This window comes from Xylella taiwanensis (genome assembly GCF_013177435.1).
In the GTDB taxonomy this organism is placed as follows: domain Bacteria; phylum Pseudomonadota; class Gammaproteobacteria; order Xanthomonadales; family Xanthomonadaceae; genus Xylella; species Xylella taiwanensis.
Genome location: NZ_CP053627.1, coordinates 2099168 through 2111434 on the forward strand (window position 1 = coordinate 2099168; position 12267 = coordinate 2111434).

The following is a 12267-nucleotide window of genomic DNA, read 5'->3' on the forward strand; positions in this document are numbered from 1 at the left end:
CCATACTCATAACAGTTTGAGTTGCAATTAAGGGTTGACAATTCGCGCCCGAACCACTTCTGGAGTCTGCTACCATGCCTCGCTTGCCATACTTAACCATGTTGCTGTCGCTTGCTCTTGCTGCTGGCCACGCATTCGCCGGACCTGAAGAAGACCAGCGCGCCCGCAATGCGCAACGCGTGCTGAGCGAGCTTCAGAAGATCCCAGAGCAAACGATTCCCGACAAACTGCTCGAAGAAGCACGTGCGATCGTTATCATCCCCGATATGCTCAAGGTGGGCTTTGTCATTGGCGGGCGCTACGGCCAAGGCCTGATGTCAATCAAGACTCCGCAAAACACGTGGTCTCAACCGGTGTTCGTGAAAATGACCGGCGGCAGCATCGGCTTTCAAGCCGGTGTGCAATCTTCGGACGTAGTCCTCGTGTTCCGCAATGACCGTACCCTGGATAACATCGTCAACGGCAAATTTACTCTGGGTGCAGATGCCAGCGTGGCCGCTGGTCCCGTTGGACGTAACGCGTTAGCAGCCACCGATAGCCAACTTAAAGCCGAAATCTACTCTTGGTCAGTTGCTCGCGGCTTGTTTGCTGGCATCGCTCTGGATGGAGCCGCACTGCAGATCGACGACAATGCCAACCTTGAGGTCTATGGCAACGGTGCCACTCCACGCATGATTTTCGAAGCCAGGACCGCCGAACCCCCATCCAGTGACGTGATCGCGTTCCGCGATCGCCTGGAGGAAGCCACTTATATTGCACGCAACAACCGCAATAAGACCACGAAACCCAGGACATCACACCGCGCCACGACGACCAAGCCCAGTGCACCAGTGGTAGTGACACCATCGGTCCAAGAAGCCACGACCACACCGATTAAATCCGAAGCAACCGCCTCGATCCCCGTACAGCAAGGCTTCCAGCCCGTGTCCGAAGATGACATCCAGACCGAACCTCTCAACCACCATTGAACGCCAATCCGTACAGGTATCGATATGGTTCAGGTATGCTGAAGCCCCCTTTATAAAGTCATAGTGAGTAAATCATGGGCAGCTTCAGCTTCTGGCACTGGCTGGTCGTGCTGGTCATCGTACTGTTGGTGTTCGGCACCAAGCGGCTGACCAATGGTGCCAGAGATATCGGGAACGCCATTAATGAATTTAAAAAAGGCCTACGCGAAGACGAAAAACCGACCGATCAGCTCAGCGACACCCCACAGAGCCCAGTCTCTGGGCCCCACCAGGATCGCGGTAAACACTGAAACGCAGGCCGTTTGCCGTGTTCGATATCGGTTTTAGCGAACTACTGCTGATCGCAGTGGTCGCCCTGGTTGTTTTAGGTCCAGAACGTCTACCCAAGGCAGCCCGCTTTGCTGGTTTGTGGATGCGCCGTGCACGCGCGCAATGGGAATCAGTCAAGCAAGAGTTGGAACGGGAATTGGAAGCCGAAGAACTGAAACGCAGCCTGCAAAATGCACAGCAGACACTACACGAAGCCCCAGCGCAGTTGCACCGGAACCAGCAAGATATGGAAATACAGGACTCCATACTGCACGAGCAGCCAAGTCGCGACATTCATATTGATCACAACACCAACACAGTGGAACCAACCACGACCGCCCCCCATAACGTCCATGCCATTCCTCCACCACCGCCAGGCATCAGCAAGCATGGCAACTATGGTCAAGAAAAATCGCCGTGACCTCGTCGGAGCATTTACAGAGCGAAAGCAGCCTCACCGAGCATTTGATCGAGCTACGTGCACGATTGATACGGATGTTGATCGGTCTTGGTCTGGTGGTAAGCGCACTGCTGCCATTTTCAAAAGTCCTTTACAGTTGGCTGGTCACACCGATGCTCTCGCAATTACCGGCTGGACAGAGCGTGATCTCCACCCAACCTGCGGGGGTGGTGTTAGCACCATTGAAACTAACTTTCTTCCTAGGCCTGTTCATCGCCATGCCCTGGGTGTTGTACCAGGCATGGGCGTTTATCGCGCCTGGTTTGTATCAGCGCGAGAAACGGCTAGCACTCCCCTTGCTAGTCTCAGCAGTGATCCTGTTTTACATCGGTTGTGCATTCGCTTACTTCCTGGTGTTGCCCGCAGTATTCCATTTTCTAACCACGTTCAAACCAGACGTCATCCAACTTACGCCCGACGCTGGAGCTTACCTGGACTTTGTGCTGGCGATCTTCTTCGCCTTCGGTGCCAGCTTCGAACTTCCAGTGGCCATGGTGATTCTGACAGTACTGAGTTGGGTCAAACCAACGCAACTGCGTGAAAGCCGCGGTTATGCGATCGTTGCCATCTTCATCTTGGCAGCGGTACTGACACCACCGGATGTCGTCTCGCAACTTATGCTGGCGGTACCGATGTGCCTACTCTACGAGCTTGGCATTCTTGCCGCATGGGCAGTAACGGACTCGAAAACGGCTTGAAGCATCGCCCCACCATTTCGGACAAGAAAAGGCAAATCCCATCGGCTCCCACAATGCACTGACTTAAGCGGCAAAGACGTCCTCGCGCAGCGACGGCAATCGCACGTGTGCAAACATCTGTTTCCAAGCCTCGTACACTGCACCGGTAAACGCCGGCATCAGCACAGTCACCAAAAACACCTGCAACAAGACTATGGTCATCAACTCGCCAAGCAATTGCCTGATCAATAACGCCACAATCATCAAGGCAAAATAAACTGCAAAAAGCGCGATAAAGGCCAGGAGGAAGAACACCAACAACGCTGAAAAATTACGCAAGCCAGCACGCAGACTCATGTTTAAAGCATGTAAACCGTCGGCTCCGTCGAACATCACCTGCGGTAGCATCACAAACAACGCCAAACTCATCGCAACGAAAACCAATAACACCAAGACCACCCACAGCAGAAAACGTACCGCAGGAAAACCAACAAGTAATTGCTGGATGTCATCCGGACCAAGCTGCACACCAGCCTGGTTTATCCCAAACAACTTGAATAACTGTTCCAAGCCGCTAGAACCCAGCATCACCCATAGAAGCACCCCCATGAGAGCCCCTGCGACCAATTGCGGCAGCAGTGACACCAGCAGATGCGGCGCCCGGCCATCTTGGAACCCATGGAATAAATGTCCCAGACGTGCAGTGCGGCCCTCATCAACCTCGCGTACCGCCCACAACAATCCCCCCATCAGTATCGGTCCAACCAGGATCATCAGAAACTGCAAAGCGTTGCTTAAGCTTGGCCACTTGAAACCAAGCATCACTAGCAACGAGGAAATCGCACCCCATAACATGCCAATCCCACCCAGTTGCAACGGCGCACGCCGCAGTAATGCAAAGCCAGCCAACAACCATTGTGCACCGGACGCCGCCGGGACCTTGCGAATTTCGCTCATTAACTTCGGTTCCAATACCATGCCATAAAGATGCAGCACCCTGGAGCAATTATCACCATTTTCAAAGTGACAAGGATATAGACGGCTTCGGAATACGAACATTTTGCCGACACCAGCCACCCCTGGACGCTAGCAACACACTTCAAGACTGCCATAAACCAAAGACGGAACATATAGACACCTGAAGATACTAGGGAAGCCGTAAAGTCAGGAAACACAACAGCGTCATAGCACGGCCAGATTCCGTCTTAAACGGTGCACTGCGCATGACGCACGAAGCGGCGTAACAACTGGCGAGCCACCGGCGCAGCACTGACTTGGCGCGCAATGCTACGCGGACACTGGCCATGGCGCTGTAAACACTGAGCACGTGCAGCGACATAGCCACGCATATGATGCGTGGCGAATTCCGGATGGAACTGCACACCCCAACTATTCTGCCTCCACCGGAATGCATGGCACCGATCCTGAACTGAACGTGCCAACACAACCGCTCCCTCAGGCACACGCAATACAGTCTGCAGATGAGTCGCATGCGCTGCAAACTGCACAGGCAAATCGGCAAACAGCGGATCGTCAAACGCAGCAGGATACAATTCCAGCCGAATCGTCCCGGATTCACGCCCGGCGGGGTTATATGCAACCTCTCCGCCAAGCGCATGTGCTAGTAATTGGTGTCCATAACAAATGCCGAGTAACGGCATCCCCGCATAAGCGGCTTCACATAACCAATCGGCGGTACGCTCGCTCCAGTCAGCACGGTCAGTGACAAAGGCCCCCGAACCACTGATCATCACCCCAACGAACCCTTCACGTGTCGGCAACGTCTCACCCGCTTCGACATTAACCACCACCGTTTGCGACTCAGCCAAACCAGAAGCAACGCGAATCCAGTGTGGGAAGCGCCCATAACGCCTCACCGTTGGCAAGGGCTGGCCAGTTTCGATAATTAAAAAAGGTGCTGCAGACATTGTCATGCGTAAGCAGTAAAAGATTCATCAAGTTAGACAACAGCAGTCCGGCTTTTTCAAGCAACGTGCATCAGCAGCCGGCACCAAAGAATATTAAAACTCACCGTTCCCACGCTACTGAGCGCAGCACTCCTGCAATTTCCAACCATAAGCCCCCACTCTCCTGCGATCCAGATACCCTCTCCCCTGTCATTACCCAGTTGCCCGCTCACACACCTCATCATCCGGATATCACCTTGGAGCAATCCTAAGCAGTCCTCAGAATATGCCTATCGATTCGATGGAATAACGGCCATTGCCATGCAAGTGTCACTCAAGAAATAACAGGCCCTTAAACATCCTCACAGGCTCGAACGATACCCGGATAAGAACTATGTTTGGATGATCTGAAAATCACCACAGCACAAGCAAAGCAAGCATCATATTTTTTACACCCTGCCTACACCTTGACCACTTCATAGCGACTATTAACGACCATCTCTCGCTCTGCTGTACAGCATCAGCACCGCTTGAGCTCAGTTTCACAGACGCATCAAATCACTCAATGTTTTATCAATCATCAGCGCCGCTGCTACGCTCCTGACTCGTGGAAATGCGACGCACAATGCTGCATATGTACACCCAATGTTCTGGGCTGATGCTGCGACGAGGATCAACTGCGTACCCCTTTGTCTGAAACATCCCACTCCTTCCACCGGAAACAACTCGGTATTGAAAACACCTTTAAAAGCTCCGAGCATGTAGAATTGGCAATTTTTGAATCTCCGGTTGCATGCGGCGATACCCTCACGATCATACAGACGCTCCGTAGATATTGAACTTCCGACTTTCGTTGCACCGCATCACGAAGCGCATCCCGACACCGACACTGTTCGACCATGATCGGGGAAAGCCCATGCACACGGTACCCCAACGACGCAACGCCCTAGAGCACATCACGTTACGCATGACCTGTACGATGTATCCATTGCTTCATCGACACCATATCCTGATGTCCGCCTTGTCAGGCATCTCCCCTGCGTCCTACTGCATCTTGCATCATCTAGCAGCATACCGGCTCACGCCACAAGCAGTTGTCAATCCCGGTGAATGTCAACAGCACTTAAGACGGACAACACGCATCGCTCAGAACGACAATAGTGACTGGTAGCTACAAGCATTACCAATTCAATCGAGTGGGTTTCAGTCTGATTATTTCACCGTTTCCGGTTACAAACAGCTGTCGCTATCGGAACAACCAGCAGACACCTACAATCCCCATAGTCTTGATCCCATGACACCTTAGGAAGCGCCGCTTTGAAACGGTTACTCAACACCGTCTTGACCGCCATGTTGCTCAGCAGCTCACCTGCCCTCTGGGCCGAAACGTGTGCAGTGACTATTTCTGCAAACGATCAGATGAGGTTCGACCAAAACACCATCAAAATCGCACCGCAATGCACCCAGGTTAACCTCACACTCAAACACACCGGCAAGATGGCCGCACGCGTCATGGGTCACAATTGGGTACTGACCAAAACCACCGACATGCAGGCCGTCGCACTGGCCGGATTACGCACCACACTGGCAGACAGCTATCTCCCCAAGGCCGACCCGCGCGTCATCGCCTATACCAAGATCATCGGCAGCGGTGAGAGCACGACCATCACCTTCCCGACCAGTAAGCTCAGCAAAAACGTGTCATACACCTTTTTCTGCTCATTTCCCGGTCACTGGGCACTGATGCAGGGAACCCTGAGTTTTGGCCAATAAAAAACAAGTGTTCGCATGCCCGTCGCAGCAAGGAGAACAAGGTGATGGAAATACCATCCTCATTGATAACGGCACTCTGACAACGTCACTTCCATACCATTGGTGCTTCAGACACATATAGAAAGGATAGAAGTGCAATAAAACATCCCATGTCTTGATAAACACATCAGGCGCGTCGCTTTACTGCTCATTGGAATCCCAGAAAGAAAATGACCACAACACTGGCAAGACACGAGCAGATCCGAGCAACAACGTTTGCAACACCTGAAGTACGAAGCCACCCACAGCAGACCATACACAGCCTCTTCTGAAGCCTGTACAGCGCATTTTGGGACAAAAAGCATTCGCATCCGATCACACCATTAAGACTCATGGGTCGGTTACATCAACGCATCTCACCAGTGCTGCACACCGAGCCAATTCACAGTCCCACCAGGACACTGTCAAACGCCTTCAAGTATTCAAGGAGGAACCATCACGACACCATACGCATTCAGCAAGATATAGGCGTGCAACCGTACTTAGCGCACCTCGAACACATCCGTGCAACCCACATGGACCTGTGTGGTACTCAAAAGATCTGCACGCAATATACCCATGGCGTCATCACTGATCCATTGATAGCTATCCTGGAAGAACCAAAGCATCTGAACGAACTCATTTCCGCGCATGCATCACCAACGACGACCACCCACCATCGACGCGCACTCACCCGTCCATACTAGACTTGATGCATATCAACGGAACGCTACAAAAATTAAAACAATTCAACCTGAATTCGAAGGAACGTCAGGGAGGACAACGTCCTCAATAGCGCCGTGAAATCAGTCTGGCTGCTGCCCCAACAATCTCACCATGCAGTTTCAGGTAGTTACGCAGACGGGTCGGATCCAACGTTCCACACGCAATCGCCGCACGCACCGCACACCCTGGCTCAGCCTGATGCGCACAATCGCGAAAACGACACTGCGACGCCAGCGACTCAACGTCGGCAAACTCTTCGACGAGGTCCTCCTCACCAGTCAGCTTGAGCTCACGCATCCCTGGGGTATCAATCAAACACGCCCCGGACGGCAACGCCAATAACGCCCGATGGGTCGTCGTATGTCGACCACGCGAATCTCTCTGACGCACCGCTGCAACCCTCATACGCTGCTCGCCAAGCAGCGTGTTCATCAACGTCGACTTGCCCGCACCCGATGAGCCGACCAACGCCACCGTACGCCCCGGCAATAGCCACGGACGCAGCGCCGCAACAGGCGCTGCTTCACGCGCATCAACAGGCACCACCGCCTGCAGAGAATGCTCCCGCAGCACAGCCACCGCCGCTCCTACATCGGCACACCTATCGACCTTCGTGAGGACCACTACCGGCTCAACGCCACCACTGCCAATCAACACGCAGTAACGCTCAATCCGGCGCGGATTAAAATCACCATCCAGTCCGCAGACGATAAATGCAGTATCCAGATTAGCGGCAATCATCTGTTGCCGGTAATGTTCACCCGCTGCCAAGCGCTTGATCACTGTGCGCCGCGGCAATAACGCCACGATGCGACGGTCATCCAACAACACCCAATCGCCCACCACAGCTCGCTCATGGTTTGGGCAAGATCGCCGCTGCCACGCGGGCGGCGACTCAACCTTCATCCGGAGCTCTGGCGCTTCAGCTACGACATAACCAGATCGATGCTGCTCAATCACCCGCGCTGGACGCCTCTGTGGATGCGCTGCACAGACCGCCCGCCACGCTGCATCAGCAGGCGGCCCCGGCCAGGGCCAACCAATCGCTTGAAGCATCTGATACTCAAAAACAGGCTCAATCATGCATCGATTCTAACGTGCACACGTATTGCCTTTTTCCGAAATGCTGCGCTGTGGCGCCCAACCCATGATCGCATTGATCATCACGTCCCTATAACCGGATTCTTACCACAACACCTTGAACACGTATCCGCATCTCCAAACATGAAAAATACCTATGTCACCAAGCCAACCACAGCCATCTCGAACCAATCGCACCAGGAAGATTGGTAGCCATTCAACACCGCCCCAGCATGGCACTTACGGGGCGGCTGTGGAAAATGCGATCTGTTGCTACACCTTGATTCCTCAAACGACATAACACGCTCCTCATGGGAAACGTGCCGATCAAGACCAAAGCGAGATACAAGCATCGCTGCTTGTTTAATCAATGCTGCATCGCAACAGCACCAAGCATCTCAACAGTCATCCAGGCGAAACGCATCACGGATCCAATGCAGCTGCAACGGCCTGCCTGCCCCCTCAACCACGTCGAAGCGGCACGGCACCTGCGCTAACAGCGGGTGGCGCTGTAAAAACAACTGCGCCGCCATGACGAGCTTGCGGCGTTTACGCTGATCCACACTCTGTGCAGCGCTCCCATGACTATCTTGCTGACGGTAACGGACCTCGACGAACACAACACTCATCACATCATGCATCACCAAATCCAATTCGCCGCCACGGAAATGCACGTTACTGGCCAACCAACGCAAACCAGCCTGTTCCAGATACCGGCGTGCAGCCACTTCGACGGCTACACCGCACTCGCGCCGGTTCAACATCACTCAGAGCATCTCCACCGGAATGCTCTGACCATTCCTGAAAGTCGCCCAGATCGGCGTACGTATGACGTTACCGGAATCATCCAAATGCAAAGTCCCTGTGGCCCCGCGCAGGCCGCCACCGTCAACAGCACCAGAAAGTCTCTCCAGATAGACAGACAAGGTCCAGGCATCGACACCAAATGCGAACAGACGCAAGGCCGCCCCCCGCATATTTGGCAAACGCACAGCCACGTCCGCCGCGGTTGGTAATGACTTCATGCCCTGCACAATCCAAGGTTCAGCCGGATACACAATCCCATCCAACAAGGCATCTTCCTCAGGCTTACCCGTGCCCAACACCAGTTGCGAAGTGCCCACATGGGGCTTGCTCGATAACCCCGCCAGCGCCAGCTGCGGCACCACCGCACGCGCGGTGGGACCACGCACTGCAAGAAACACTGCATCAGCACGATCGGAGTCACGCAGCCTGGGGCCCAGATCACCGGGGAGATCAGCGATGTCCAGCACCGCCAACACTTGGCCACCACGCTCCCGGAAGCGCTCAATGAATGCCTGCGCACTCCGCCGGCCAATGTCATCATGACTGCTGATCACCATCACGTTGCGCCGCTCTTGAGCTAACAAGTATTCGGCAGCCATCACGCCATCATCCTCAGGGGCCAACGAGAAACTCACGCTCCCTGGCAACGACGCCACCCGCTTGTCGCTCGAACGATTCAATGCCAGCAGCGGTACGCTCAGTGACTCCTCACCCAACAACACGCTCACCTCGTCGCGACCGAGGGGACCGATCACAAAGTCGGCACCGGCCGCCACCGCCTTGGCGTACGCGGCCTTGGCTCCAGCTGGAGTGCTACCAGTATCGAAGAAATCCAGTTCCGGGCGACGCCGAGTTTCAGCATAGTAACCAGTGAGCAAACCATCACGGACTGGGGCAGCCGCTGTGGCCAGACTGCCGGTCAATGGCAGCAGGACCGCCAACTTCAACGGCGGGCGATACCCATCGGAGTCGGCCGGTGGGCGCTTGCTGATGTCCACACCCCGCTGCTCGCTACGCTCGAACGGACGCGGGAGTGCTTGACCGCGGCGCAGTAAGGCGCGTCCAGCAAAGTTGTACAACGGATCACCCACTGGCAGCGCTGCCGTGCGGGTGCTTAATACAGCGTCATCTAAACCAGCAAGCAGGCGCACGAGCGCGCGCTGATTTTCATCGCGTGCATTGCCAGTCAATGCTAAATCGGCGCGCGCGCGCTGCTGCGCCGCACCAAAAGCGTCACCGTTGGCCTCCAACGCCGCCGCACGCCCCAACCACCAACGTGTCTGCAGTTGCGGAGGCAACCCATCCGGTGATTCACCCAAATACTGCAACGCCTGTACCGGCTGCTGATTGGCTACCGCCAGTTCTCCCAGTAACAGCGCAAAGCGCGCCTTACTGTCACCAGTGAGCTGCTGCACGCTCACCTGTGCGACCAGCGTCTGTGCACGTGCGGTATCTCCAGCATCGCGCCAAGCGAAGGCAGCATCGGCCAGCAACCGCATGCGTTCGCTGCCCCTGGCCTGGCTGGCCTCGGCTTCGAGCTGCTGCGCCGCCTCGCGCGGTTTGTCCTGCTCCAGCAATACCAGCCCGGCACTTTGGCGGGGCAAGAACACTTGAGTGGATGTAGTCACACAACCGGCAACCAATAGCGTTGCCAGCAACAGCATGGATATTTTTGCAAAACGCTGGTTCATTCAAGACCCATACGACGGGGCCCACCGAAGCGGGCAAGTGAAAAACGCTACGATTTTACTCTCCCACAAGAATCTCCGCCGATGTCCACACCAGGCACGCTCCATATCGTCGCAACCCCCATCGGCAACCTGGGCGATCTGTCGCCACGTGCGCAACACATCCTACGCACCGTCGCCATGATATGCGCCGAAGACACTCGGCATACCCGGCAACTGCTGGCACACTTCGCGATTGAACGCCCGCTGCTGGCGCTGCACGCGCACAACGAGGACACGCTGGCTGAGCGGATAGTGACGCGACTGACCGGAGGCGAATCACTGGCCCTGGTCAGCGATGCCGGCACACCGCTGATCAGCGACCCGGGCTTTCTTCTGGTCCGTGCTGCACGTGCGGCGGGAATTCGGGTGACCCCGGTGCCAGGACCAAGCGCATTGATCGCCGCACTCAGTGTCTGCGGCCTGCCGAGTGACCGCTTTACCTTCGAAGGCTTTCTGCCAGCCAAACCAGCGGCACGGCGCGAACGTCTGACACAACTGGCGCATGAACCCAGAACCCTTATCTTTTACGAGGCATCGCACCGCATCGCCGCGTGTCTGACGGACCTAGCAACCATCTTCGGCGGCATGCGTGCAGCGGTGATTGCACGCGAACTCACCAAGGTATTCGAGACCGTGCTTGACGGCACCCTGGACACATTGCAAACACAGGTGGCCAACGACGATCACCAGCGTAAAGGGGAATTTGTGGTCATTGTGCAAGGTGCCGCCGATCAGGCCACCGCCAGGATCGCGGAGGGCCGCCGTGTCTACACACTACTTAAAGCACACCTGCCCCCTTCAGGTGCCGCCAAACTGGCCGCCGAGATCACGGGTGCTCCACGCAAGGCGTTGTACGGCGGCTGACGTCACATCGTTTTTCTTCGATTCTGCGTCATTCCTGAACACATCGGTTCTGATCCGTCAGGCTTCACTCGTAAAGCACTGCGCATGATATGTCAGGGCACCAGAAACGCTCGCCTATCGACGGCTGGTGAACTGTCATGGCGATAGACAATGTTTCAGTAAGACATTGATACGGAACATGTTGCTGTTGCCGGCAATGACGATGCAGCATCCTTGCTGCTTGGCATGTCATCAGCGTTTGGGAAGCGATAACCACAACATGCTCGGGAACAGTTCTCCTATCTCCAGCGCTTCAGTTGGGTAACGACGCACATGATGCGCGCCGATGAGCAGCTCGCATACAACAACATCACATGGGGTACGAGTAAATACAGCACAAGAAGCCCTTGAAGCAGGCAAGCAAGCGAACGGATGCATGACTTCTTTCCATTGCCGATCGCTGCGGCGCTGGATCGATTGGCACCAGGATGGGAACCAGCAGCGTGTACTTCTTGCAACGAGAACATCACAAGCAGTTGCCGATCAGATGCACGATATACATGTGCATCGCAGAGACCGCCAGCAACGTCGCCAACACCTTCCATTAAACGGCACAGGAAAACAGGGGAACTGGCACGCTCGCTTCAATCATCGGACACTGCATCCATACAATCTTTGACAAGTTCCTGAATCTCACTTAACTGAAATTTGTTATTGTGGCAAACACGGGAACAAAAGTACCCCCTACCTTATGACCTGACGCCGTGTGCTTTTTAGGCTTCTCAAAATCAAGTGGCGACACAAACACTCAGACTTCAGCTTCGTTCTGCTTGCGCTTAAGGATGACCTTGATTCCCCGTTTCCCCCCAAAACTCAGACCTGCGCACCACAATTGTGTTGGCACGCGACGTATACGAATTGCAATAAAAATTGCAATAAAAAAAGCAACGTTGCATCGCGTTCCAATCG

10 protein-coding genes and 1 pseudogene are annotated in these 12267 nt (G+C 54.9%); 6 read left to right on the forward strand and 5 right to left on the reverse strand.

What is annotated here, in order from left to right:
- Positions 1-74: 74 nt before the first annotated feature.
- The 4 genes and pseudogenes from PLS229_RS09030 to tatC form a co-directional block, all read left to right on the forward strand.
- Positions 75-770, forward strand: a pseudogene (locus PLS229_RS09030) (lipid-binding SYLF domain-containing protein); the annotation flags it as partial.
- A 272-nt stretch (positions 771-1042) separates the two neighbouring features.
- Positions 1043-1258: a Sec-independent protein translocase subunit TatA gene (locus PLS229_RS09035; RefSeq protein WP_038270391.1), complete on the forward strand. Its 216-nt coding sequence runs from the start codon at positions 1043-1045 to the stop codon at positions 1256-1258.
- A gap of 17 nt (positions 1259-1275) precedes the next feature.
- Positions 1276-1698, forward strand: a complete 423-nt coding sequence (gene tatB / locus PLS229_RS09040; protein ID WP_038270390.1) for a Sec-independent protein translocase protein TatB — start codon at positions 1276-1278, stop codon at positions 1696-1698.
- Entirely contained in the window at positions 1695-2435 is a 741-nt protein-coding gene (gene tatC, locus PLS229_RS09045) for a twin-arginine translocase subunit TatC (RefSeq protein ID WP_038270389.1), read from the forward strand. The genes tatB and tatC overlap by 4 nt, the downstream gene beginning before the upstream one ends.
- 63 nt (positions 2436-2498) lie before the next feature.
- Here tatC and PLS229_RS09050 read toward each other — a convergent pair whose 3' ends face one another.
- Both PLS229_RS09050 and PLS229_RS09055 read right to left on the reverse strand, forming a co-directional pair.
- A complete protein-coding gene (locus PLS229_RS09050) occupies positions 2499-3371 on the reverse strand; it encodes a BPSS1780 family membrane protein (protein WP_038270388.1) in 873 nt (290 codons plus the stop codon).
- Positions 3372-3619: 248 nt separating this feature from the next.
- Positions 3620-4342 carry a glutamine amidotransferase gene (locus PLS229_RS09055; protein ID WP_038270387.1) on the reverse strand — a complete coding sequence of 241 codons (723 nt, stop codon included), beginning with the start codon at positions 4340-4342 and terminating at the stop codon, positions 3620-3622.
- Positions 4343-5671: 1329 nt separating this feature from the next.
- Here PLS229_RS09055 and azu point away from each other — a divergent pair.
- Positions 5672-6094 carry an azurin gene (azu, locus tag PLS229_RS09060; RefSeq protein WP_038270457.1) on the forward strand — a complete coding sequence of 141 codons (423 nt, stop codon included), beginning with the start codon at positions 5672-5674 and terminating at the stop codon, positions 6092-6094.
- An 807-nt stretch (positions 6095-6901) separates the two neighbouring features.
- Here azu and rsgA read toward each other — a convergent pair.
- The 3 genes from rsgA to PLS229_RS09075 all read right to left on the reverse strand — a co-directional run bounded on the left by rsgA (position 6902) and on the right by PLS229_RS09075 (position 10416).
- Positions 6902-7921: a ribosome small subunit-dependent GTPase A gene (gene rsgA, locus PLS229_RS09065; protein WP_038270385.1), complete on the reverse strand. Its 1020-nt coding sequence runs from the start codon at positions 7919-7921 to the stop codon at positions 6902-6904.
- 395 nt (positions 7922-8316) lie between these two features.
- Positions 8317-8682, reverse strand: a complete 366-nt coding sequence (locus tag PLS229_RS09070; RefSeq protein ID WP_038270384.1) for a YraN family protein — start codon at positions 8680-8682, stop codon at positions 8317-8319.
- Positions 8683-8685: 3 nt separating this feature from the next.
- Positions 8686-10416 carry a penicillin-binding protein activator gene (locus tag PLS229_RS09075; protein ID WP_038270383.1) on the reverse strand — a complete coding sequence of 577 codons (1731 nt, stop codon included), beginning with the start codon at positions 10414-10416 and terminating at the stop codon, positions 8686-8688.
- An 81-nt stretch (positions 10417-10497) separates the two neighbouring features.
- Here PLS229_RS09075 and rsmI point away from each other — a divergent pair, with 81 nt between their 5' ends.
- Positions 10498-11319 carry a 16S rRNA (cytidine(1402)-2'-O)-methyltransferase gene (gene rsmI, locus PLS229_RS09080; RefSeq protein ID WP_038270382.1) on the forward strand — a complete coding sequence of 274 codons (822 nt, stop codon included), beginning with the start codon at positions 10498-10500 and terminating at the stop codon, positions 11317-11319.
- Positions 11320-12267 lie beyond the last annotated feature (948 nt).